This window comes from Catellatospora tritici, from assembly GCF_019083965.1.
In the GTDB taxonomy this organism is placed as follows: domain Bacteria; phylum Actinomycetota; class Actinomycetes; order Mycobacteriales; family Micromonosporaceae; genus Catellatospora; species Catellatospora tritici.
The window spans coordinates 1-23,810 of the sequence record NZ_JAHRCY010000028.1; the positions used below are offsets into that span (position 1 = coordinate 1).

Below are 23,810 nucleotides of genomic sequence, written 5' to 3' on the forward strand. Positions count from 1 at the left end.
ACCTGCGCCGCGGACATTACGAACTCGCCAGCGACCTCGCTCCCGCACGCCGGGTGGCCGCAGCGTTCGCCGAACTCGCCAAGGCGATCTGACCCGAGGGCCTTCACCATGCTCCACCATGCCCGGCGATCCGATAACGCAACAGCGTCCGACGAGCTCTATGAACATCAGCGGCACGTCCTCGGGCCCGATCACCCGGATTCACTCAGTACTCGCGGATACCTCGCATTCTGGTGGGGCCGGTCAGGGGAACCGAGCCGCGTCGCCGCCATGCTTCGCGAAGTCTACGAGACTCAGGCCAGGCTGCTCGGCCCGCTTCATCCCGACACACTCGTCATCCAGGGCAACCTCGCTCAATGGCGGGGCCAAGCGGGAGACCACGTGGGCGCGGTCGTCGCGCTCGAGGACCTACTGGCCACGAAGCTGGGCATTCTTGGTCCGAACCATCCACATACGCTCGCGACTCGCGGCATGCTCGCTCACTGGCGCGGTCAGTCGGGCGATCCGGTCACAGCGGCTGCCGAGTTGCGTGCACTCTACGAGGATCTGATCCGGCTGTTCGGCCCCACGCACCCCGAAAGCGCAAGAACGCACAGCTCGCTCGTCCACTGGCGATCCCGGACTCAAATCGCCAACGTGGATGGCGACTACCAACAGCAGCAAGGACAGCGATCCGTAGTCGTCCGGTAGGTCGGTGCGTCGGCCAGACGTCACAGTGAACGGGCATGACTCGCACTGCCCCCTGTGTGGCACGAAAAGCTATGGTCATGAGGTCCAACATGTATCCGCTTTCGGGCGGTCAGATGACTGCTAAGGGCCGGTGCTGCGGGTTGGGTGCGCTGGCAGAATGCGGACATGGTTGCGATCAGCCGCCGATGCTCCCCGGGGCGCGGCTCCACGCCCGGGCATTCCGTTGCCGAGCGGTCGGCGCGGTCTGAATGGTGACCGCCTTCAACGCATTCCTGTCGTACAGCCGCGACGATGCCAAGGTCGCCGCGATGCTTCAACGGCGGCTGGAGCGCTATGGTTCGTCACGCCTGTTCAGGCGCAAGGTGCGAGTGTTCCGGGATCAGACCAACCTGCGATCGGATGGCTCGCTGACCGACGCGTTGTTTGACGCCATGGGCCGGTCCGACTGGTTCATCCTGCTCGCGTCGGAGAGCTCGGCTGGCTCGGCGTGGGTCACGCAGGAACTGCGGTGGTGGATATCCAACAGAAAACATGAAGAGGGCTCACTTGATCGCATCCTGATCGTGCGAGCCGGGGGGATCATCGAATGGCCCGCAGGCGCCGAGGACTTCGACTGGAGCCGGACCACGGCGTTGTCGGGAGACGTGTTCGAGGGTCTCTTTCCCAGTCCCTGGCTGTGGAAGTCGATCTTCCGGCAGGATTCGCCGGGGCGTGGCAAGGTCGACCCGGACGCGATTGCGTCGCTGGCCGCGACGATACGCGGTGAGAATAAGGACGCCCTGGAACGGCGCCACCAGCGGATCAGAACGGCGACTATAAGTGCGATCGTCGTGATTGCGGTGCTGGTCGCGGCGTTGGGAATCTATGTCGTTCGGCAGCGGCAGACAGTGCGGGATGAGCAGGTGCAGCGGGCGGCGGCGACCCTTACCGCTCTGGCGACGGACAGCCGCACTGATTCGAGCTTGGCCGCGTTGCTGGCGCTGGAGGCACACCATCTCGATCCTTCGGCCAACACCGTCTCGGCGATGGTCGAACTCGCTCAGCGCAACGGTCCGACAGTACGCACCTTCAGTGCAGATGCCTCAGGCATCGCTGATCTCGTCACCGATACGGACGGTACCGCGTTCGTTGCTGGGCGGGATGGCGGAGTGACCGTGTGGAATCTACAACGCGGTGAGCTCCTCGGCGAGTACAAGACCGATCAGGCGATCATCAAGCTGGCCTTCGACGACGAGCAAGATCTGTTGACGGGCATCGACCGCAGCGGCACTGCATGGTTGTGGAGCAGGAACGACGACAACCGACTAGCTGAGCTCGAGCGGCTGAGCTCCTCAGCGCCGACTGCCGACTTCGCGGCAGTCGGGTTCGGGTTCATGAGCAGCGGCGCACGGGTGTTCGCGGCGGACTCATCCGGCCGCATCATCGTTTGGGACATCACGACGGGAACCGTCCTGTCAGATGCCTCACTGGCCACCTACCGGAGCACCGACGGCCATGACCTCTCGGGCGTGAGTATTCGGTCCGGCAGCCCAGTCAGCAGCACCTTCGTGCAGGGCACCACGTTCCTGCTCGTAACCGATCAATCAGACGTGCTGCTCGTCGACGCTGACCACGCAACAGTCGGCGTCGCGGTACGCAACAGCGATCTACCCGCATCCGCCACGGTCGCGGCCACTGTGCCCGACACCGATTCGAAAGTAATTGTTGTCGGAACCACGGAAGGCGCGGTTCTGTGGGACCGCAGACGACACAGTCGGATCGCCTATCCTCTTGGGGGCGTCACCGACGCCATCACGTCGGTTGCGGCGAGTGGCAATGGCACCGTCCTGGCGCTCGGATCGAAAGCCGGCACAGCGCTGGTGCCTCTGCGCAACCAATCCGTAGTGCGCTATCTCATCGACACGGGCGATCCGATGCCCGTACCGCCAGCGCTCCCGCGTGCTGAACCAGTAGGTCGCTCTGCGGCGATCCTGGCCTTCGGAAACTTCACCTCCGCACTTGCTGTCGCCCATGGTGACGGCACCGTGTCACTCCTGGACGTGGACAACCGTCGCCTCTCCTATCAGGCCGCCCGGGGATCGGCTGTCGTGGCGTTCGATCCGCGCGGAAACCTACTTCTGGGCGACAAGACCACCGGCGGCGGTGGGGTCTCCGTTGTCCGCGTAGTTCGTCCTGGCGCGGCGAAGCCGATCGAAGCCTACGCGGGGGAGAGCTACGAGGCATGGTTCGACATCGTTTACCAAGGCTGGGTCTATGAGAGCGTGGTTGAGTACGCCATGCCTGTCACCTCGGGAGGATACCGCCAGAGTCTGGTGCTCACCGGCGCTGCCGTGGGGGAGGATTGGGTTGCTGCCGCTGGGCAGGTGAGCAAGGGACGCTCGGCAGTCCTGGTCTGGCGCGTCGATGATCCGGTTCCGACCTACCTGACGGTTGCCGGCATGACGGCTGTTGACGCACTGGGTGGCTCAGCCAGCGCGCGCATGGTGGTCGCCCGTGGTGCGAGCGAGATAGCTGGTTGGAGCATCGACAGTGTCGAGCCGAAATTCGTCATCTCGGTCGGTGCGGGCAGTGGTCTGTCCGTGTCGCAGCGCGGGACCCTGGCGGTCACCACTGTCACGGCTGCCACGCCCGGCTGTGGGTCGGCCCTCGCCGGGCGGCGTTCCCTGGTTGTTGTCGACTTGGCGAGCGGTGCCTCCTGCACCTACGACGTCGGGCCTGGCCTGACGGCCGCCGCTGTCAGTGCCGATGCCTCGCAAGTCGCCACGGCGAACGCGAACGGCCTGGTCCTACGTGACTCGAAGGACATGACGGTCGTGCGCAGCATTCCGCTGGACCTGGGAGGCGGCCAGACGCAGCTGGCCTTCAGCCCCGACGGAAAGCGTTTGGCCGCGTCCCTGGCGGACGGCCGAATACTGATCGTCGACACCGGCACCGGCACGCTGGCGCTACCGCCGCTGATAGATCCCATCGGCCGGGCGAGTGGAGCCATTGCCTGGAGTCCGGACGGTCAGACCCTTGCCGCACTGGCCGCCTCTACCGACCGTGCGGAAAGCAGCGTCGATTTTCATACGAACCTGTGGCGCGTCGGGACGATCTCCTGGAATACGCAGATGTGCAGCCTGGCTGGGCGTCGTCTCACGGCTGACGAGTGGAAGACGTATGTGCCTGCGGAAGCAGGCCTTGAGTACACGCCGGTGTGCGAGTCCTTCGAATGACCAGAGGGGGTTTGATGATCCAGACCGGGCGAGTCACGTTGGCGCTGGCCGTCGGGTTCGTCCTGGCGGCGACCATGATGTCGGGGTGTGACGAGTCGGAGCAACCTGGCTTGGCCGGCGTCTCGTCGGTCAGCCCAACCAAGGTATCGCCTCCCGATCAGGCACTTGTCGCCTACCTTTCGGCAGATGGCTTGTGGACGGCGACGGCTAATGGCACCAAGGTCAAGGTTGCGACATTCCATCCGGAATATGAAGGCGTTGATGTCGGCGGGCCGGGGTGGCTCGGCGGTGGGAAGTATCTGGCCTGGTCGACGGGCAGGCAGATTCACGTGCACACCATTGCGGACGGCCACCAGCAGATCTGGAACTGTTCCTGTTCCGGAATGACGATCTTCAATGACAAGATTGCCGCAATCAGCCTCGACGGTTCCGCGCTGTACCTGTTCACGCCTGGTGCACAGCGGCCGGAACTGCTCAGGTTGCACGGTGACCGGGTACCGGCGGACGGCACGTCGATCCTTGCCGCATCAAGAACCCACGCCGTCGTGACCGGATGGGACCCGCGCGAGAAGAACGACCTTTCCTCCGGCCCGCGGATCTACGTCGTGGACACAGATGGCTTGTCCCGGTATGTCGACCGGCTCGAATCGGCGTTCGAAGTGTTCGACGCTCGCCTCACCCACGTCATCAACGACCATGCCTACCTCGCGACGCGACTCACTACCGACGGCGGGCTGCGCGCCGACGGGATCCTCGACGCTGACCTGACCCATGGCACCGTGCGTCGGATCGAGTCCCCGGAGTCACTCGGAGACATCTATGTGGTCGGGCTCGGTCGGATGTCAGACGACACACCGGTCGCGTCGATCGTACCCGCGATACATCGCGACGATGACGCCCAGGAGCCGCCACAGGCCGCCACCGTCTACACGATCAAGGGCACCGCGATGAGCCCTTCCACCACACACTGGCTGAGCGAATGGACGATGAACGCTGGCACTGTCTTCCAGTTGGAAGGCGACAAGGTTGAGTTCGACCTGGTCCACCACCCGGCTGGTCGGCTGACGGGCCGCTTGTACCTACATACCGACACCGGTGAAGTTCTTGTCGCTGACGAGGTGGTCGCATTCGTCCCTCGCGAAGAGAATTAGCGACTCAATGAACTGGTTGCGGTCAGGCGAGACGCGTCGTGCGACACGACCTGGCCGTCGCGATCGAGGAGCTTCAGAAGCGCTTCGACTCAGGGCACAGCATCGACGGCATGGCTGACGGGCGCTGTTGCGTTGAGCGTTGGCCTGATCGCGGGCAGCCACGAATGCGAACGAGACGAGGACTTCACCGCTCGAGTCTGCCTCGATCACGCCAACGCTCAATGCAACAGCCCCGTCGGAAGTCCGGCCGCAGCATACCGTCTGGCCAGAACAGCGCCAATTTGACGCCCAGTCCGATGAATGCGACGGCGCAGCCGCGCTGGACGTGCCGCGGCCGGCCTGCAATCGGGGCACCAGGCATCGGCGGAGGCTACGAACAATCTGCACCGGACTTGTACAGGGGCAGGGACCTGATGGTCGGCGACGAGGGAAGGTTGTCCACGCTTCCGTCCACCACTGCTGCTCTCATCAAGGCTGCGGACTGAGGGGGAGTGAGCGCGATGAACCAGGCGCGGTATATCCCGCTGTATGGGACTGAAACGCCATCGAACCGCCATTCGTTACCGCTCTTTACTCCAGGCGTCGGGAAGGGGAAGTACCGAGAGGAGTTCAGCGGTTGAATCAGCAACCAAAGGCTCCCGTTGACCTTGCCCTTGATCGTCACCGACAGGGTGGCCGCGCAGTCGGTCACACTAAATGCGGCCTTGGCGAAGATGTTCACGGGCGCGGAGTCGGATGACTCCTGGCCGCCTACATAAAGGGCCCGCACGGTGTAGGCGGCGTCTGATCCGAGTTCTGAGTCGTTGACGGCGAAGTTGGTTCCCGCGGCCAAACCGATCAGTTGCCCGTCTCGATAGACGCGGTAGGCGATGAGCGCGATGCCGCCGACTGGAGGTTCCCAAGTGAGGCGTAGCGCACCGTCGCCGGTGATGGCCTGGGCAAGATTCAGGGGCGGGGGCGGTGTCTGCGGAGTGCGTCCTGGTGCCAAGGTCGTGATCGATACGGCTACGCTGTCGATCGACTCCGCGTTGTTTGCAAAGTCGACGGCTCGGACGGTATAGCTGATCGGCGATCTAGTGTCACGAGTATCGTCTATATAGTACAGATTTGCGGTTTCGCCGATTTTGATCTTGTTGCGGAAGACACTGAACCGCACGTTCTGCGCAGCTGTTGCTGGTGGAGACCATGCCAGGCCGATCTGACCCCCAGGGAGCGCGTTCACGACAAGGTGCTTCGGTGGCTGAAACTCGCTGGACTTGGTACGTACCGTGACTGGGACCTGAACTGGCCTGGAGGTCTTTCCCTTGGTGCTGATCGCCTTCAGCGTGTAGACGTAGGCTCCTCCAGACGACACATCCGTGTCCGTGACGGACGTCGTGCGGCCGGAGAAGATCCGCGTGTCATCGCGGTAGAGCTCGTAGGCGGCGACCTCCTCGTCCCGAGGAGACGGAGACCAGCGGAGGGTCACGCTGTCGAAAGCCGCATCGGCGGCGAATGAGGCTGGTGGCGGCGGGGTCGGGTCGGGCCAAACAAAGGTAACGGTACCAACCACTACGGCAGAGAGGGCCAAGGACCACAAGCGCCGGGTCCTTGACGACGCCAGCCAGGGTTCGAGAGCCGTGTAACACGCGAGGCACGCTCCGACCGCAACAATCATTCCGAACAGTTGCGGCTTGAGATCGAAGTTCCCGGCTTGCACGTGTCGATCAATGCTCCCCGGGTGCGAGGTGGAGGGATGTTTGTCGCAGCTTCCTGAAGCCTGAGGCCATTACAGCCTGGACTGTCAGTTTCCGAGGTCGACTGCACGGGCGACCGGACTCCTCTGCACTACCGGCTGGCGGCCGACAGGGCGGTGAACTCGGCGTGAGCCTTGGCGACCGCGTCGGGGCGCCGCTAAGCCATTTTGTGACGGCGAACTCGCCAGCCGCTGTGCCGGGCAAGGCGCAGCGGATCGGCTCCCGCACGGTATGCCTGGTGGCGAAGCCGCTGCGCAGCGCATGGCTGGACCAGCAGGCGGCGGGGTCGATCTCAGCCAGGTGTGCGGCGCGGTTGACGATGTATGAGACAGCCTGGCCGGTAAGCCGTCCGTCCGCGGCGCCTCGACCCGTGGCGACGTGGCCGATGACGCTGTGGCAGTGCATGCTGTCGTAGGCCTTGTCGGCGTGCAGCTTGGCGGGTTTGCGGCGCGGCCAGCCGTGCCGGGAGCGGATCGGGGTGACCGAGTCCAGCAGCGGCAACAGCACGTGGGTGTCGGCGGTGTTCGCGGCGGAGATCAGTACGGCCAGGGGCAGCCCAGCACGGTCGGACATGACATGGATCTTGCTGCCGGGCTTGCCGCGGTCGACCGGACTCGCCCCGGTCAGCTCGCCCCCTTTTGCGCCCGGACACTGATCGAGTCGACCACCGCCGAGACCAGTCCAGCCCACCCTGCGCACCCAGCAGGTCCAGGACCCGGTAGTGCAGCCTGGTCCACAACCCGGCCGCGGTCTACTCGGTGAACCTGCGGTGCGTGGTGGCACGGCTGACCCCGAACATCGCCATCGGCAGCGCCTGCCAGGAACACCCGGCCTCGGTCATGTACAAGATCGCGGCCAGGATCGCCCGGTCGTCACGTCTACGCCGCCCGCCGCCCTGCAAGCGCCGCGGCGCGGGCGGGATCAACGGCGCCGTGATCTCCCACAACCGGTCGGGCACCCATCGAGCAACCCATCCGAATCCACAATCGACATGCTGCATCACATGCCGCATTAGCACCACATGAGATGGGGTCTTATAACGTGGGCTGACCCCGTCACAGATTTGTCGTGGTCACAACCAGCACCGCGGAGTAGCACCCACAGAATGCCCAGGCGAACCGGTTGAGCCCCATGGCTATCGCGCATCCACCATGGAAGACCACACCGAAGGCGAGAAGGGCCAAAGTCACCGGTGGGGGAGCGATCAGTACGACGGGGAACGTGCATTCCCAGAGGATGACGGTCCAACACATCAGCCAAGCCAGCCAACGCAGTGTGGCCAATCGTGCCGCCACTGACGGCATGCCGAAGCCTTCTGTCGCGAGGATACCCACGATAGCCTGGCCGCTTCGCCAGACGGGGGAAACCAGTTTCGCGAAGCCAGAGGCGAAGTACGCGAGACAGAGTTGAGCGGCGATAAAGACATCTCCGGCGCGTTGGGTCATCGGTCCGGCGCCAGCAAGTAACACCAGAGCGAATGTAACGAGGACCATAAAAGTGAGCTGGTCTGCGCCGTTGCCGCCGATGCCGCGCCGGAATCGCAAGTATCCTCCGGTGGCCAGGCAGGTCAACACAGCTACCTTGCCGAGAATCGCATACGTGCCGACTGCCAGCACGGTCGTCGCGGCAGCGGCTTGCGTCGTCATGGCAACCAGCACCGCACGCTCCGCTCCACGGGTGGCCAAGATGCTGGAGAGACGGCCAGTCCATCCGCGCCGCTTCCCGGGAGCTGACGTGAGTAGTCCGAGGACAGTTCGCGAGAAGATCCCGCGGTCACCGAATGTGGAGCCTAACCGGACCCCCTCCACCGCCTCGATAAGACAGCCGACGAACACGAGCCGGCTCGCGACCGAACCGGCGTCAACGAACATCGGCGCACGCCTGCAGCGTTTCCACAACGTGTGGGTCGGACACGAACGACACTTCAAGCATCCGCTGGCCGGCCAAGCCAGCCGTTCGAACGATCGCGAACTCGCGGGACTGCGTGCCAGCCGACGTCGGTAGATCCATGACGATTGCCAGCAGCGCGAGGTATGGGGCGGACAGTGTCACGGTTCGGTCGCCCAGGTTCGTGGCGGTCTTGGCGATCGACTCGCTGAGGTCGTGGATTGCCTTGTTCGGAACAAGGTCCGGGTTGTATATCCAACGGCACCATCGCGACCCAAACGGTGTCCGGTATTCCTGCCACGGCAGCCAGCTACCAGCCACTTCGTCGCGCCAGAGCAACCGTACGTCGGCTTGAGCCGGGTTCGGTGCGAAGAACGTCCACCGCGGCAGCAATGAAAGCCCGTCCCAACGACGCAGCCGCTTCACTACCGACCAACCTTCGATCTGGTTGACCGCACTCGCCAGCCACCAGGCGCTAAGGATCATACTCAAAACGACTGGGCCGAGGCCCATACCGGCCTCCAGCTAGCGCCCGCCAGCCACGATCTGCCCGCGTGCTTCGACCAAGGCCGATAGTGTCGTCCGCGACTCCAGTCGCCCCGCCAGTTCCTTGATCTGCTGGATGATCTCGCGGTCGTTCTCAGTCAGGTCGACGAATGGATGGTGGGCATCGGCCACGGCTGTCGCCATCTGCATTCGCGGATCATCGTCCTTGTGGACGTCTCCAACCCGGGTTCCGACACTCTGCATCCCAGTGATGGTGAGATCGAGCGCCGCCAGCTCGCTCGGCCACAGTCTGCCGTTTTTCATATTTCTTATATCCTTTCAGTTAGGTTAGCCCGATTATCTCAGCATATGCGTAGGTGTTCGTCAAACAACTGAGGCCTGGTTTTGTTCAGTCAGCGCGGCGTCGGTATTTAGCGGAGTTGGGCTCCGCCTGTTGATGGTGGGTCCGTACCTGAGCGCTTACGGTGTGGTGCACGATTGAGGTCGGGGCGTGCTGGCCTGGCGGGTTGTCTGGTGAGTGATCCCTCTGGGCGGCGCGGTCGGAGACCAGTGCGGCCACGGCCGCGTAGGTCTCGTCGAAGTCTTCGCGGCGTCCGAAGAAGCGTTGGAGGGTGCGCCACTGCTTGTGCTCGGCGTTTGGCGTGTTCCACGCAGATCCGTTCCGATGACTGCTGGTGACATTGCGCGTCCCAGATCGCCAGGTCGAGGGACTCGCGGGCGGCGCGCAGCTGCGGCGCCTGCGCGGCGAGCGTCTCGACGTCGCCGGTGGCGATCGCGGTCTGGCTGGCGGCGATCACTCCGAGCAGGACGTGCAGGCCCTCAGCCGCGTGGGCGGCGGCTACCGGGTTCGGTCCGGCTTCCCGCTGCTAGGCGATGATCCGCAGTGGCGTGGCGGCCCGCAGGACCTGCCAGCGGATGAACTCGACCCGCTTGACCGGGTCGTCGCCGGCTCCGGCGGAGTCGATCTGCTGCTCTCACGCCGCGTGTCGCGACGTGTTGTCCAACGGAACCGAGTCGGCCAGCAGGCGCTCGCCCTGGACCATGCCCAACAGCGCGTTGGCCATCCGCACCCGGTACACCTCGGCACCGCCGAGCCTGCCCGCCTGCTCTGCGTGCTCGGCGGCAGTGCCCGCCCCCGTGTACATGCCCAGCGCTGTCATCGCTGCGGTGATCTGCTCCACCGTGGCCGGGGCTCTCCACCCTCATCACTTACGCCGCTCATGTCCGCAGAGACTATCGGTCCGCCCGAAGCGCGACGCAGTCGAGCAACAGCCCTGACCTACCGCCAATTTCGTGTCGCCAGGCACTGCCATTTTCATGTCGCCCGACAAGGGTGCTGCAGCAGGCGTGTGGGTGGTGTCGGGGTCCGGTCGCTTACTCGGGCCGGGGCAAGGTGCCGCGCTACTGCAAGCAGGGGTGCCGCCAGCGCGCCTACGAGCTGCGCACCGCCGAGCGGCGACGCCTGGCCGACCTCGACGCAGGGCGCATCGCCGCGGTGCCGGCACAGCGGGTCGTCGAGCGGATCGCGCCGTGGCCGAGCGACCTGGGCGGCTGGGAACGGGCGTTGCGCGTACTCGAGGAGCAGCTGCGGGACGGGACGCTGCCGGTACGCGACCACGCCCGGATCGACTGGCTGCTGCGCCAGCTGCTGACCAAACTCGACCGCCCGTCGACGACGTCGGCGGCTGCGCCCGCGACGCCGGCGGGCGCGCAGCTGCTCGATCTGCCCGCCGTGAAGCTGGTCGACGCCGTTCTCGTCGAGCTGGGCACGGCGGCTCGGCCGGTCACGCTGTCCGCCGTGGCGAGCCGGGCGCGGGTGGGCGTCGACGTCGCCCGGGGCGCGGTGGCCGCGCTCCAGACGACCGGACAGGTCCGCCTCGTCGGCGCCGGTGATGTCACGGTCGACGCGACCACCGTGGCCGAGCACGCCCGTTGGCGGGCACTGCGGACTCGGTGACGAACGTCGACTCCCGGCCCGACGGCCACGGCCGTGCGGCCTGCGGTGGCCCATACGTTCGACAACGCCGCAGCCATGTCGCGTGGCGAGCTGGCCCGCTGGTGGGCCGAGCAGCCGCCCGGCGCCGGACGCGAACACCTGTGTCAGCTGCTTGAAGGGCCGGGCCTGTCCCGTAAGCTGGAGGAGTTGGCGGTCACCGCGGCGTTGGCAGCAGCGGTGCGGCACGGCCTGGGCGAGATGCTGCACCGGGCCGCATTCTCGGGTTCGACGGTCGAGCAGCTCGCCGCCGCAACCGGCCCACCCGCCACGGCGCTGCCCGATGCCTGGATGACCTGGGCCGGTCAGCAACGCGCAGCCAGCCTCGTGCCGGTCGCCGAGTTCCAGCACGTCGCCGACCGGTTGGCCGGGAAGGAGCACACCCCGTACGCGTATCCGCAGTGGGCCGTCGACGGCCAGCCGGGCTGACGCGCCCGTGGCTCTGTAGGCGCGTCGGCCGGGAGGTGAACCGGCGCGCCAGGTCCATCCAGTCGTAGAGGGTGACCGCCGGGTCGGCGCCGACGCCGTCGGCGATGTGCTCAGCGATCTCCTGCGGTGTCCAGTCGTCGACGAGCACCGGACGCCATCCGACCGCCCTGACGCTCTGCCAATAGGCCCGACGCCCCATGCAGCGGACGCTGTCGGTGAGCATGGGCGTGATGTCGCTGCGGGTCAGTTCGGTGCGGATGCCGCCGAACACGGCCTCGTGCGGCCAGTCCCGCCAGGCCCGCGCGAAAGCCTGCTCGATCATCTGGCTGCTGCGGTGGACTTTCAGGGCCGCGCAACCGACGGCCAGCCCTTGCCCGACAGTGCTGATCTGCTGGTCCCGTGTCTGCGCCATCCTGCCCCCGTCGTTGATCGTTTCTCACCTCAACGGGGCAGCGGCCTCGATGTCACGTCCGCCCGGCAGCAACCCCGGTCGTCACTGATGATCGGTGCCGGAGCATCCACAAGAGGCGTGTCGCCCCCACCGCCTTCGACCTGCCGCAATGTGCCGTCGTTTTCGGAGATACCTTGGTACTTCTCGGTGAGGGGCTGTTGCATTGAGCGTTGGCGTGATCGAGGCAGACTCGAGCCGTGAAGTCCTCGTCCCGTTCGCGTTCGTGGCTGCCTGCGAGGTCGGCGTTCGCCGGGTTCCGGTTTCCGCCGGAGGTGATCGTGGTCGCGGTGCGGTGGTACCTGCGCAGCGGCTTGTCCTACCGCGATGTTGAGGAGCTGCTGGTCGAGCGGGGCGTCGAGGTCGATCATGTCACGGTGTTCCGCTGGGTGCAGCGGTTCACCCCACTGCTGGCCGACGCCGCGCGGTCCTGCCGACACTCGCCGGGTGACCGCTGGTTCGTCGACGAGACCTACGTCAAGGTCGGCGGCGTGTGGCGGTACGTGTACCGGGCCGTCGACCAGCACGGGCAGGTCATCGACATGCTCGTGTCCACCCGCCGCGACGCCGTCGCGGCCCGCAGGTTCTTCCGCAGGGCGCTGTCGAGGTTCAAGACTCCGACCGAGGTGGTCACCGACGCCGCCGAGGTCTACCCGGCCGTACTGGATGACCTCGTCCCGCAGGCGTGGCACCACGTCGAGCAATACGCGAACAACCCGATCGAGGCTGACCACAGCCAGCTCAAACACCGGTTGAGACCGATGCGCGGGCTACGCACCGACAGCACGGCGCAAGTGATCATCGCCGGACACGCGTTCATGCAGGACCTACGCTGCGGACACTACGAACTCTCGATCGACCTTCCGCCCACCCGGCGGGTCGCAGCCGCATTCGTCGAACTCGCCCAGGCGATCTGACCCGAGGCAACCACCAAGATCCACCATGTCCAGTGACCCGATAACGCAACGGCGCCGGCGGCAGGCATCCGATCGGCAACCGTCTACGGCCATCGAGCGGATGCGGTGGGCCAGGCCGGATTGGCAGTCTTTCGTGTGAGCCAGAGGGGGCGATGGTGAAACACGGATCGGCACCGCAGGCACCACGCGACGGAGGGTTTTCTGCTCGCATCGTCGCGCACCCCAGCGACCACGATGTGGCGCGACACGTCGATGACTGGCTTACCCGCGCCGGCGTGTCACGTCCGCCTGCGGACGGCCACGCCGAAGCGGTAGTGGTGATCTTGTCCGCCGAGGCACTCGCAGATCCCGCCTGGCTCGGCCCGGGAGAGTTCGCCGGCAGAGTCGTGCCGCTGCGAGTAGGCGCTCTCGACGCCGAACTGGTGCCCGAGCCGTTGCGCAGGTTGAACTGGCTCGATTGGCAACCGGCCGTCCCGGCAGCGACTCTCGGCGCTCTGCTGGCCGCCTTGTATGCCGACCCTGCCCGGCGTGAGCTCATCCGCGACCTGTCGTACCAGGCCACCGCGTGGGAGTCGGCACGCCGACCCGATGCGATGGTCATCGACGACTACCGCCGGGCACGCCAGATGGCTGATGCCCTGAACGACATCGCCGGCGACCGCACCGGCGGCGTGTCAGCGTCCATGGCCGACTTCGTGCGGCGCTCACTGGTCGTGTCGCAACGCCGGCGACGCAACCTGCGCGTGCGCCAGACAGTGCTGGCCGCCGTGGTCGCAGCCGCGGTGCTGATCGCAGCCGTAGCCTATCCGCTGATCCGCCGCGGCGGTTTCAACAACCATGAGGCGATCGCCACCACGGGCGAGCCGATCCTCGTAGCCGAAATGCCGGAATGGACTGCGGCGAACGCCGCCGCTCTGCTCCGCAACGGATCACCCCCGCAACAGCAGCTCGCTCGGGCAACACTGCTCGAGACGTTGAACCAGCCGTGGACCATCGGCGACGCGAGCGTGATCGAAGCCAAACTCAGCGTGGTTCTGTTCCACGAAGGCCGGCACGCGGCCGTGCTGTTTCGCGATGGGCCGGTGTCGGCGCTCGCCGTCCTGGACATCCGCACGTCGCAGATCCAGTGGACGGTTGACCTGCCGGTGGTGTATTGGGATGTCTCGGTGTCGGCGGATGACGAAACGGCGCTGGTCGTCGGCCGTTACGGTGCCGCGGTCGTGGACCTGCGCGCTCGGGCGGTGCGGGCGCTGCCGGGACACGACGAATACCTCCGGGCCCGGCTCAACGGCTCCCAGACGGCGGCGGTCCGCATGCTCGACGGGCGTATCGGCCTGATGGATATGGCGGATGGAGCGTTGACGGTGGTCGCCACCTACAGCGAGGTCACGGCTGTGGTGGCGCTGCCCAGTGGCGGTGGCGTGGCGTTAGTGCGAGAGGCGGCCGACCGCATGGCCATGATCGATCTGATGACGGGCCGCACGGTGGCGTCTGGCGTCATCGCGGCGGCCGAGGACGCTGCCGGTGACATCGCACCCGACGGCCGTCAGGCGATCGTGGAGGGTGCCGACGGCCAGTTCTGGCGGTTCGGCACGGGCACGAGTGCTACCCCGACCGGCATCGTGGTCCCGGCCGGGGTGGTCGGATTCGCATGGGTAGCACCCGAGGTGGGAGTGGTGTTTAGCACCGACCGGCGGGCGGAGGTCTACTACCTGCCGCGGGCTGAACCGCTCGGGATGGTGTGTCATGACGTGCCACGCATCCGGGAGGTGCGCGGTGTGGCCGGGTCGGATGAGCTGAGTTGTTTCGGTGAGACGACGATGGTCTTCGTCCACCTACCGTCCGGACCCATCGGTTCGCAGGGCGGGCTGGTGCGGACTCGGACGTCGTCAGCCGGGGGGACCAGCGTGGTCGCCGAGGGAAGCCAGGTGCGTGTCCGGTGGCAGGCGGCCGGCTCCGCGCAGGCGCTGCAGCCGCTCGCCTCCGCCGCCGCGGCGGTCGCCGTGTCCGCTGATGGACGCCAGGTCCTCGTCGGGGCAGACGACGGCTCCGTGCTCGTCATCGACCTGTCGAATCCCGGCGGCGCCGTGGTGGTCGTGCGATGGCACACCCCGGACAGGGCCGCGGTGATCGCAGCCGGGTGGGCGTCTGGGCCGATCGTACAGTCGGCATCCGGTCAGACGTGGGCGGTGCCGTCGTGTGCGGACTGCGTGACCGATACCGGTCTCATCGAGACGTTCCAACAGCGTTTCACCGGCTGCCTAAGCACCCATCAGCTGGAATTCATGGACAGCGAGACCAGGCAACTGCTGGGCATCCGCGAGTGCGCCCGGCCGATCGGCAGCGTGTCGTGAACCACATCTTCATCTCATACAGCCGCCAGGACGGCGCCTGGGTCCGTGCGCTGCTGACCCAGCTGGAAACCCGCAAACTCCCGACCTGGATCGACCAGCGTGACATCCCGGCGTCGCTGCCATGGCTGAGCGAAGTGCAAGACGCCATCGACGAAGCCGACCTTTTCCTGATCTGCGACTCGCCGGAGTTCCGGGAGTCGTCGAATTGCGCAGCAGAACTCGCCCTGGCCGTGAAAGGCGCGAAACCCAGATTCCAGGTCACGGTCGGTCAGGACGCCGCCGTCGCGGCAGCGCACATCGCTGAAACCCTGGCCGGGATCGATCCGCGACGGCGTATCCGCACCAGCCTACGAGTACAGGCACGCGACTGGGACCGGGCCGGACGTCCACGCCGGGCGCTGGCCAACCGGTGGCAGGCCCGCTGGCTTCGCCGCGCGACAACCATCGCGCCAGCGCTGACAGAAGCCGAACGCACTTTCCTGCGGGCCAGCCGCACCAGAGCCAACAGCCGCACTGCCGGAGTCATGGCGCTCGTCCTCCTCACAGCAGTGGGTGTGGGTGTAGCCCGGGGATTCATAGCGGCCAAGAACCTCGTCGACTCGACCAACGACCGCCAGGCCGCCGCCTATGCGACGTCCCTGCAGCAGGTCGCCGTCGCTCGGACCGACCCGTATCGCGGCCTGGCCATCGCCGCCGGGCTCAGCGGTGACGAAGCACAGGTCCACGCCCTGGTCGTGCAGGCCGCACTGCATGACCCGGTACCGTCAGATGCCTTCACCGTCCCCGCCGCGGCGACAATATTCGCCACGACACCGGTCGGCTCCGACGTCGTCATCACCGACAGGCACGGCAGCTACTGGGGCAGGAAAGCCACCGCAGCCGACACACGCTCGGCCACACCCGTCGCCCCTCCGGCCACCCATTCGGTCGCCACACCCGCGAACGTCACCGTCACACCAGTGCCTCGCACCGCCCAAGTACAAGTACACCGCGGCGGGCAGCTGAACCGGATCGTCACCTTCACCGCCGCTCCCCACGCGATCACACCATCACCCAACCAGCGCATGATCGCCGCCGCGGTCGGCGACCATGTCGAGATCATCGACATACGTACCGGCCAGATCCGCTCAACACTGCGAGGCGCCCCAGCACCCGTCATCGCGCTCGCCTGGTCCGCCGACGGACACCGGATCTGGGGACTCAGCCCCGGCCATGTCATCAGCTGGCCCATCGGCGACACCTCCACGATCGCCGACGACCCGACCGTCGCCTACAACTCCGTACTGCCTGCCCGCGACCCAGGCGCCGTGTGGCTGGTCAGCGAACACACCCTGACTGAGGTGGACGCCGCGACCGGACGAGTGCTGGCCACCCGTACCCTCGACGACACCATCCTCTCCGCAGCTGCCTCCCCGGACGGCAGCCTCGCCGCAGCCAGCGGCCAGAACCACCAGTGGATCGTCGACCTTGCCGGCACCGCCGCGCCACGCGCCTACGACGTGGCCGACTGTGCACCAGGCCGTCCCAGTTTCCGCGACCAGGCATCGTTCTACCTACCGTGCATCGGCGGCGAGCTGCTGACGATCGCAACCTCCACCGCTACCATCGCCGACAAACGCACAGTCGGCATCGGCGGCGTGTACGGCGTCAAGGCGATGCAGAGTGGCGAGACGTTGGTAGGCGACCAGTCGGGACACGTCCTCGCCGTCACCGACAGCGATGCGACGTCTCTGTTTCGCAGCGAATGCCGCGCAGCCATCGCCCGCATCGCGCTCGCCCCGAACGGACACGCTGCGCTCGCCGTCGGCAACGGTTCAGGGCTGGGAACATGCACCCGGGTCGCGCTACTTAACGCGGGCGGCGAATGGGACGACACCACGAGCTGGACATGGAACGTGGTTCTGGAACCCCCCCACGCGTCGATCGTCGCCAACGCCGCAGTATTCGACCGTGACGGAGCCGGGTTCGCGATCGGCTACAGCGACGGAACAGTGATCCTGCACCCGACCAAGAACGTGACGCCCGCGCTGACAGTCGACACGCTGGTGGGCAGGGTTCGGGACATGCTTACCCTGCCCACTGGTGACCTGATCATGGTGACGGATGCAGGCATGGCGCAACGGGTGGCGTTCTGCGGGGGTTGCCTGAGCAACAAGGAACTGGCAACGGTGGCCGCCGACCGCTTGACCCGCGCGCGAAACCTCGGCCTCACCAGCGAAACCCCCACACCAGGCCCGACGTTCGCGCCGTAGCGACCATGCATCGGTAGGTGCCGCTCTACCGGACGACACCGACGTGATGCTTGAGTGCTTCTCAGGTTCCCTTTTAACGTGAGCTTGGCTTTTGACCCTCGCTGCGGGGAATGACAGAAGCGGCCGTCGCGGCGATATTCGAGGTAAGCTTCCCCGCTTACTCGGAGGGCCGCGATGGCCACTACCGGCAGTATCACCCTGGCCCGTGTCGGTGACCAGGGTGAAACTTCGCCGGTTCCGCAACGATGGCTACGACTGCTTCACATGCTGGCCCGACGCCCTGTTCGAACTCCTCGACGCGGTCAGCCGCCGTCGTCTTCCAGCACGGCCAAGGACGTGGAGATCCTGGTCTTGCGGCACGAGAATGCGGTGCTGCGCCGGACGAATGCGAAGCCGCGGCTGGACTGGGCCGACCGTGTGGTGCTGGCCGCCCTGATCCGGATGCTGCCTCGAGCGCTGCGGGTCCACCGTCTGGTCACGCCGGCAATGGTGCTTGCCTGGCATCGGCGGCTGGTCGCCCGCCGCTGGACTCACCCTCGCCGGCGGGCCGTCCGCCGGTCGACGTGGCGGTTGCGCGGCTGGTCGAGCAGTTGGCGCGAGACAACCCGGGCTGGGGCTACCAGCGGATCTGCGGTGAGCTGCCCAGCCTCGGTCACGACATCGGCGTCTCCACGATCGGGCGGATTCTCAAACGCGCGGGCGTACCGCCGGCACCGGTACGCCGCGACCGCACCACCTGGCGACGGTTCCTGCGCGCCCAGGCCGCCACCATGCTGGCGTGCGACTTCTTTCATGTTGACTGCGTGCTCACGTTGCAGCGCCTGTACGTGTTCTTCGTGATGGAGGTAGGAAGCCGCATAGACCGCTGCGCCCGCCGCTACAACGGGCGGCGCCCACACCGGGCACTGCAACGCAGCCGCCGCGCTCGGACCGGCCCGTAGTCGACCTCGCCCTCGAACGGGTCAAACGACAGCCCGTCTCGGCGGACTGATCAATGAGTACGAACGCCGCGTGAAAGGTCCCAGCTCAGACCATGTGCCGGAGTTTTGGAACCCTGCAGGTCACCCTGCGACTGGTGTGGTCGCGCTACCGCCGACGCCGACAAGCCCAAGCCCGCCACAGCCACTACCAGCGGCAACGCGAACGACATAACGATCTACCGTTGTAAACCAACCCCCGCATTGCAAACTTGACACGCTTTGTCGACGGGCGTCTCATGGGATCGGGGAACTGCGGAGATTGTCGGCGAGTGTAGAGGTAGAACGCCCGTTGGGTCAGTGGGCTTGGTTGTACGTTTGGCTGTTTAGCCAAACCTGAACGATCTTCGGCTAATGGCGATCATTCGTCTGTCGGGTAGTTGCGTAACCGGCGGCTTCCCTCTCCGGTTTTGGAAGGATTAAGACCTTCGGTATGCAGCACGCCCAGGAGGCCACTGACCGATGAGCCCAGTTGAGAGCGCGGCGCTACAAAAGGCAGAAGATCGCATTAGGGCGGCCAAGATCAATACTCGGCAAGAGCTGGATCTTGGAGATCTTCGACTGGAATGGCTACCAAAGAGCCTGAGTAGCCTCACCGCCCTCACGACCCTGCACCTCAACACCAACCAACTGAAGGCGTTGCCCGAGTGGCTTGGCAACCTCACCGCCCTCACCACGCTGTACCTCGGCGGCAACCAGCTGACCCACCTACCCAATAGCCTCGGCAACCTCACGGCCCTCACCACGCTTAACCTCGGCGGCAACCGGCTGACGCACGTACCCGATACTGCGCCACTCCGACGGCGAGCACTTCGGTCTGCTGCGGACCGACACCCATCGCCGACGTATCGAGCTGACAGTGCGCGGACCGATGCCTGCTCCGTTCTTCGCCGTGCTCGACGACGGCCTCAACCTCACCCTCGACCGCTACCCTGGGCTGAAGGTCACCAGATGGGTGCCCTGCCGCGGCCACAAGTCATGCAACGAGGAGTTCAACTATGCCAAAGTAGTCGACCGGGTTCGGCGGGGTCACCTCGACATCTACTGCAGGGAACTCGAAGGCATGGTCGACGTCGGCGGCCTGCTGACCGGTATCGTCCCGCCCGTACGCGATCTCGTCACCTTTAACGACGTACGCCGGCTTGCCACCAAGGTCGAGCAGATGCACGACGATTTGAAGCAGTACAACAGCCTCGCCCAGCGCAACCACCTGCGGATGGGCACGCTGATCCAGCAGGGCCAAAGTGCCCACTGCCCTAGCGTGTTCACCATCACCCCTACCAAAAAGTGGAGAATCGGCAAAACCATACATACGCTGCGGCTGTACTGCGAGGAACCCGGAACCTGGCACCCGCTGCCTGGCGACACCGGCTGCTACGAGGTCACAGAACTTGCCGAATGGCTACGCACCGCCGGCCCGTATATGGCAAAGACTCTGCGCTTTCTCAGGGCCACCGTGCCCTACGCCGGGCCGATTCTCGGCATCGCTGCGCACGATCTGCAACAACGGCTCGCAGACGAACTTGACCTGTTCAAACAAGTCCTAGACGATGCTCCCACCGACCGCCTAGAGGACCCCAACCAAGTTACGGACAACTCCGGTAACGCACCCACGGGTTACGCAGAGACCGACGCCGACTACCGCGTCCTACGCGCCATGATGCTCAGACTCGACCCAGAACAGCGATGGGGCGGTCTGTCACACCTACTCACACCGGAAGGGCTTAGCCTCTACGTGTGCTCCGAACACCTCAGCGCCTACCGACAGCTACCCAACCGTTAGTTGGGCTCTGGATCACTTCCGGCGGTGACGGCGTGTAGCGTTCATCCATATTGGATACTGCTGCTGTTGTGATGCTGCTCGAGTTGTCCGCATCATGTTCGCCGGGTTGTCGCCGCTAGGTTCCGTCTCGCGGATCATGAATCTGGTTCGTTGGACGGGTATGGCCGTGGAGACCTGAGCAACGCCGAGTGGGCCGTGCTGGAGCCGTTGTTGCCGGTTCAGCCCGCTCGCGGCGGTCAGTGGCGCGACCACCGGCGGGCCGTCAACGCGATCTGCTGGATCAAGCGGACCGGCTCACCCATGGCGAGACCTGCCGGAACACTGCGGCCCTTGGAAGACCGCCTATCAGCGGTTTCGGCGTTGGGCTGGGGATGGGACCTGGGCGATGTTGAAGAAGCAGGTCATCGCCCTCGCCGAGGCCGACGGGGATATCGACTGGGACGCCCAGGTCGATGCGACGATCGTCCGGGTGCACCAGCATGCGTCCGGTGCCCGTAAAGGGGGCTCGACCGTGACGAGTCGCGGGCACGGCAAGGGATCGGACGTTCCCGCGGCGGGCTGACCACCAAAATCCACACCCTGTCCGACGGTCGCGGCCGTTCGCTGGCGACTCGGATCACGCCCGGTCAGGCCGCCGACACTCGCCAGCTGGCGCCGTTGCTGAAGCAGGTCGCGGTGCCGCGACCAGGGGGTGTGGACCGCCCGCGTAAACGCCCGGACTCGTTGACCGCAGACAAGGCGTAGTCGTCGAAAGCCAACCGCCAGCTGCTGCGTTCATGGGACATCACCACGGTCATCCCGCAGCCCAACGACCAGATCGCCAACCGGAATCGGCGCGGCCGCACCGGCAGCAGACCACCGAACTTCGACCGCGCCGCCTACCGCAAACGCAACCAGGTAGAACGCGGCTTCTACCGGCGCAAGCACTGGCGCGGCCTCGCCACCCGGTTCGGCAAGTTGGCCAGCCACTACCGGCCACCCTCGACCTCATCGAGGCCCTGGACTGGCTACGCGCCGTACCCGACTGTCAAGATCTGAGACTCAAAACCTAGCGCGTGCTACCCAAGCCGTCCTCACCGCCGACTGGACGCCACTCCTCGCGGTAGTTGCCCGCCTCGTGATAGATCAACGAGAGTTTCCTCACCGCCAAGCCAAGACCGGCGGCGAAGGCGTTGCCTCCGGTTGCACCTTCGGGTGCGCCCAAGTATTCGACTTGGGCGTAGAGGTCGGCCACCTCACGAATCATGTCGATCATGGGAATGGTGCTGTCCAGGAGAACCTCTTGGCCAGGAGGGGCGAGTGACAGCAGGGCAGCCGCATGATGCTCGTCCGCCTCTAGCCTCGCTTTGAGGAACGCAATCAACTGCCGAACTCATCCGGCGGACGGCGACCCCGTTGCGGGCCGCCGAGCTGGGCCGCGACCGGTCCCGGCCGCTGCGCCGCGACTGGGAACGGGTCAAAGACGACGTGATGCGCCGGGCCGTGACGGCCAAGTTCACCGCTCACGCCGACATCCGCGCCGTCCCGTTGGACACCGGCGACGAGGAGATCGTCGAGGACACCGGCACTGACCACTACTGGGGACGTGGCCGGAGTGGCACCGGCAAGAACATGCTCGGACGGATCTTGATGCATACCCGCACCCAGTTACGCGCCGACCTCACCCAGAACGCCAACACCCAGGGCCGCCAACAGCGGCGATAGCACTGAGCGCAACCATCGCGAACGCGCTGTCCGCGGCATGAGCGGACGTCCAGGGGGCGGCGATGGACTCGTCCTGCCGTTCAGCGATCATGAACCTCATGGAGGACCAGCAGGCGCCGCAGTCGGCCGAGGGCGAGGCGAAGGTCATCACGCTCTGCGGCTCGACCAAGTTTGAGGCTGAGTTCGCGGAGGTCAACCAGCGGCTCACGATGGAAGGTTGCGTCGTGATCAGCCTGGGAATGTTCAGCCTCCCCGATCTGCCGGACTACGACTGGACAGTCGACAGTTCGGACCTGAAGGGACGGCTGGCCAGCGTGCACTTCCAAAAGATTCGCATGGCTGACGAGGTGTTCATCGTGGATCCGGGCGGCTACGTAGGTGAGTCAACCCGACGGGAGATTGCCTACGCGGAGTCGCTCGGCAAGCCGGTTCGGTATCTGAGTCGCGAGCGCTTGGCTCGAACGGGAGACGGCCCCCAAGAGTGAGTCCGTCCGGGCGGTCCGCTCATCGGCTACTTGCGAGGGCGTCTCATGTGCCGTGGGCCATGAATGCGGCGGGTGCTGTTGCATCCATGGGTCGTCAGACATCGTGGATCTTGGCGACGGTCTCGTGTCAGATCGCCTTGGCCAGTTCGGCGAACGCTGCGGCGACCCGCCGGGCGGGCGTGGTGTCGGTGGCGATCTCGTAGTGCCCGCGGCGCAGGTTCTGCATGAAGGCGTGTCCGATGATGATCACTCCTGCTGTCTTGTCGGTCCGTAGGCTCCGCATCGGTCTCAAGCGGTGTTTGAGCTGGCTGTCCGTCAGCCTTGATCGGGTTGTTCGCATACCGTTCGACGTGATGCCACGCCTGCGGGATGACTGGGGCTGTTGCATTGAGCGTTGGCGTGTTCGTGGGCACACTCGAGCGGTGAAGTCCTCGCCCCGTCCACGTTCGTGGCTGCCTGCGAAGTCGGCGTTCGCCGGGTTCCGATTCCCGGCGGAGGTGATCGTGGTCGCCGTGCGTTGGTACCTGCGGTTCAACCTGTCCTATCGTGATGTTGAGGAACTGCTGGTCGAGCGTGGGGTCGAAGTCGAACACGTCACGGTCTACCGCTGGGTGCAGCGGTTCAACCCGCTGCTGGCCGATGCCGCACGGTTCTGCCGGCACTCGCCGGGTGACCGCTGGTTCGTCGACGAAACGTACGTGAAGGTCGGCGGGGTGTGGCGGTACGTGTACCGGGCGGTCGACCAGCACGGGCAGGTCATCGACGTACTCGTGTCCACCCGCCGCGATGCCGCGGCGGCCCGCAGGTTCTTCCGCAGGGCGCTGTCGAGGTTCAAGACCCCGACCGAGGTGGTCACCGACGCCGCCGCGGTCTACCCGGCCGTGCTGGATGACCTCGTCCCGAAGGCGTGGCATCACGTCGACCAGTATGCGAACAACCGGATCGAGGCCGATCACAGCCAGCTCAAACACCGGTTGAGGCCGATGCGCGGGCTACGGACCGACAGCACGGCGCAAGTGGTCATCGCCGGACACGCCTTCGTGCAGAACCTGCGCCGCGGACACTTGAACTCTCGATCGACCTTCCGCCCACCCGGCGGGTCGTTGCCGCGTTCGCCGAACTCGCCCAGGCGATCTGACCCGACGCCACTACCAAGATCCACCATGTCCAGTGACCCGAGAACGCAACAGCACCTCTGCGGGACCGCGGCGAACTAACCAGGCGACAGCCGCCAATCCACGAGCCCCGGGTTCTGCATGGCCGGAAGTTCAACCCCGAACTG

Annotated in this window: 21 protein-coding genes and 5 pseudogenes; 16 read left to right on the plus strand and 10 right to left on the minus strand. The window is 65.8% G+C overall.

The genetic code is table 11. The features are described from left to right. Positions 1 to 270: 270 nt before the first annotated feature. From KUA19_RS36880 to KUA19_RS36890, 3 genes are all read left to right on the plus strand, one after another. Positions 271 to 690, plus strand: a complete 420-nt coding sequence (locus KUA19_RS36880) for a tetratricopeptide repeat protein (RefSeq protein WP_217403717.1) — start codon at positions 271 to 273, stop codon at positions 688 to 690. Between the two features lie 251 nt (positions 691 to 941). Further along, positions 942 to 3,905, plus strand: a complete 2,964-nt coding sequence (locus KUA19_RS36885) for a toll/interleukin-1 receptor domain-containing protein (protein WP_217403718.1) — start codon at positions 942 to 944, stop codon at positions 3,903 to 3,905. Between the two features lie 14 nt (positions 3,906 to 3,919). Beyond that, positions 3,920 to 5,056 (plus strand): hypothetical protein, encoded by a 1,137-nt coding sequence (locus tag KUA19_RS36890; protein ID WP_217403720.1) that lies wholly within the window; start codon positions 3,920 to 3,922, stop codon positions 5,054 to 5,056. A gap of 370 nt (positions 5,057 to 5,426) precedes the next feature. On the opposite strand, the gene KUA19_RS36895 is transcribed toward KUA19_RS36890, so the two are convergent. The 7 genes and pseudogenes from KUA19_RS36895 to KUA19_RS43455 all read right to left on the minus strand — a co-directional run bounded on the left by KUA19_RS36895 (position 5,427) and on the right by KUA19_RS43455 (position 10,346). Continuing rightward, complete coding sequence (locus KUA19_RS36895) at positions 5,427 to 6,635, minus strand: fibronectin type III domain-containing protein (RefSeq protein ID WP_217403722.1); 1,209 nt, start codon at positions 6,633 to 6,635, stop codon at positions 5,427 to 5,429. Positions 6,636 to 6,762: 127 nt separating this feature from the next. Continuing rightward, on the minus strand, positions 6,763 to 7,575 hold the full coding sequence (locus KUA19_RS36900; protein ID WP_308167860.1) for a transposase: 813 nt from the start codon (positions 7,573 to 7,575) through the stop codon (positions 6,763 to 6,765). Beyond that, on the minus strand, positions 7,544 to 7,750 hold the full coding sequence (locus tag KUA19_RS36905; protein ID WP_217403726.1) for a transposase: 207 nt from the start codon (positions 7,748 to 7,750) through the stop codon (positions 7,544 to 7,546). The genes KUA19_RS36900 and KUA19_RS36905 overlap by 32 nt, the downstream gene beginning before the upstream one ends. 97 nt (positions 7,751 to 7,847) lie before the next feature. Continuing rightward, positions 7,848 to 8,438, minus strand: a complete 591-nt coding sequence (locus KUA19_RS36910) for an HTTM domain-containing protein (RefSeq protein ID WP_217403728.1) — start codon at positions 8,436 to 8,438, stop codon at positions 7,848 to 7,850. Between the two features lie 214 nt (positions 8,439 to 8,652). Beyond that, on the minus strand, positions 8,653 to 9,192 hold the full coding sequence (locus tag KUA19_RS36915; RefSeq protein ID WP_217403730.1) for a hypothetical protein: 540 nt from the start codon (positions 9,190 to 9,192) through the stop codon (positions 8,653 to 8,655). A gap of 12 nt (positions 9,193 to 9,204) precedes the next feature. Continuing rightward, a complete protein-coding gene (locus tag KUA19_RS36920; RefSeq protein WP_217403732.1) occupies positions 9,205 to 9,489 on the minus strand; it encodes a hypothetical protein in 285 nt (94 codons plus the stop codon). Between the two features lie 107 nt (positions 9,490 to 9,596). After that, positions 9,597 to 10,346 (minus strand): annotated as a pseudogene (locus KUA19_RS43455) (DUF6245 family protein). Positions 10,347 to 10,579: 233 nt separating this feature from the next. Between KUA19_RS43455 and KUA19_RS36930 the strand changes: the two are divergent. The 6 genes from KUA19_RS36930 (at position 10,580) to KUA19_RS36955 (ending at position 17,579) form a co-directional block, all read left to right on the plus strand. Next, a complete protein-coding gene (locus KUA19_RS36930; protein ID WP_217403735.1) occupies positions 10,580 to 11,143 on the plus strand; it encodes a hypothetical protein in 564 nt (187 codons plus the stop codon). A gap of 33 nt (positions 11,144 to 11,176) precedes the next feature. Then, a complete protein-coding gene (locus KUA19_RS36935) occupies positions 11,177 to 11,608 on the plus strand; it encodes a hypothetical protein (protein ID WP_217403737.1) in 432 nt (143 codons plus the stop codon). Between the two features lie 197 nt (positions 11,609 to 11,805). After that, complete coding sequence (locus KUA19_RS36940; RefSeq protein ID WP_217403739.1) at positions 11,806 to 12,108, plus strand: hypothetical protein; 303 nt, start codon at positions 11,806 to 11,808, stop codon at positions 12,106 to 12,108. A gap of 178 nt (positions 12,109 to 12,286) precedes the next feature. Next, positions 12,287 to 12,973: an IS6 family transposase gene (locus KUA19_RS36945; RefSeq protein ID WP_217403861.1), complete on the plus strand. Its 687-nt coding sequence runs from the start codon at positions 12,287 to 12,289 to the stop codon at positions 12,971 to 12,973. A gap of 152 nt (positions 12,974 to 13,125) precedes the next feature. Then, positions 13,126 to 15,327 (plus strand): hypothetical protein, encoded by a 2,202-nt coding sequence (locus KUA19_RS36950; RefSeq protein WP_217403741.1) that lies wholly within the window; start codon positions 13,126 to 13,128, stop codon positions 15,325 to 15,327. After that, positions 15,324 to 17,579 carry a toll/interleukin-1 receptor domain-containing protein gene (locus tag KUA19_RS36955; RefSeq protein ID WP_217403743.1) on the plus strand — a complete coding sequence of 752 codons (2,256 nt, stop codon included), beginning with the start codon at positions 15,324 to 15,326 and terminating at the stop codon, positions 17,577 to 17,579. The genes KUA19_RS36950 and KUA19_RS36955 overlap by 4 nt, the downstream gene beginning before the upstream one ends. A gap of 302 nt (positions 17,580 to 17,881) precedes the next feature. Here KUA19_RS36955 and KUA19_RS36960 read toward each other — a convergent pair whose 3' ends face one another. Further along, a complete protein-coding gene (locus KUA19_RS36960; RefSeq protein WP_217403745.1) occupies positions 17,882 to 18,058 on the minus strand; it encodes a hypothetical protein in 177 nt (58 codons plus the stop codon). Positions 18,059 to 18,142: 84 nt separating this feature from the next. Here KUA19_RS36960 and KUA19_RS36965 point away from each other — a divergent pair, with 84 nt between their 5' ends. From KUA19_RS36965 to KUA19_RS36980, 4 genes and pseudogenes are all read left to right on the plus strand, one after another. Continuing rightward, complete coding sequence (locus KUA19_RS36965) at positions 18,143 to 18,520, plus strand: hypothetical protein (protein ID WP_217403874.1); 378 nt, start codon at positions 18,143 to 18,145, stop codon at positions 18,518 to 18,520. Between the two features lie 498 nt (positions 18,521 to 19,018). Then, positions 19,019 to 19,315, plus strand: a pseudogene (locus tag KUA19_RS45120) (leucine-rich repeat domain-containing protein); the annotation flags it as partial. Between the two features lie 28 nt (positions 19,316 to 19,343). After that, positions 19,344 to 20,339, plus strand: a complete 996-nt coding sequence (locus KUA19_RS36975; RefSeq protein ID WP_443623191.1) for a hypothetical protein — start codon at positions 19,344 to 19,346, stop codon at positions 20,337 to 20,339. A gap of 150 nt (positions 20,340 to 20,489) precedes the next feature. Beyond that, positions 20,490 to 21,391: pseudogene (locus tag KUA19_RS36980) on the plus strand (IS5 family transposase). Here the strand turns inward: KUA19_RS36980 and KUA19_RS36985 are convergent. Next, entirely contained in the window at positions 21,388 to 21,594 is a 207-nt protein-coding gene (locus KUA19_RS36985; RefSeq protein WP_217403751.1) for a hypothetical protein, read from the minus strand. The pseudogene KUA19_RS36980 and the gene KUA19_RS36985 sit on opposite strands and share 4 nt — an antisense overlap. A gap of 113 nt (positions 21,595 to 21,707) precedes the next feature. Between KUA19_RS36985 and ybiA the strand changes: the two are divergent. Both ybiA and KUA19_RS36995 read left to right on the plus strand, forming a co-directional pair. Then, a pseudogene (gene ybiA / locus KUA19_RS36990) lies at positions 21,708 to 22,043 on the plus strand (riboflavin biosynthesis intermediates N-glycosidase); the annotation flags it as partial. A gap of 98 nt (positions 22,044 to 22,141) precedes the next feature. Further along, positions 22,142 to 22,528 carry a hypothetical protein gene (locus tag KUA19_RS36995; protein WP_217403753.1) on the plus strand — a complete coding sequence of 129 codons (387 nt, stop codon included), beginning with the start codon at positions 22,142 to 22,144 and terminating at the stop codon, positions 22,526 to 22,528. A 127-nt stretch (positions 22,529 to 22,655) separates the two neighbouring features. On the opposite strand, the gene KUA19_RS44250 is transcribed toward KUA19_RS36995, so the two are convergent. Continuing rightward, a complete protein-coding gene (locus KUA19_RS44250) occupies positions 22,656 to 22,778 on the minus strand; it encodes a hypothetical protein (protein WP_302563598.1) in 123 nt (40 codons plus the stop codon). Positions 22,779 to 22,980: 202 nt separating this feature from the next. On the opposite strand from KUA19_RS44250, the pseudogene KUA19_RS37000 reads away from it, so the two are divergent. Next, positions 22,981 to 23,666, plus strand: a pseudogene (locus KUA19_RS37000) (IS6 family transposase). The last annotated feature ends 144 nt before the right edge of the window (positions 23,667 to 23,810 follow it).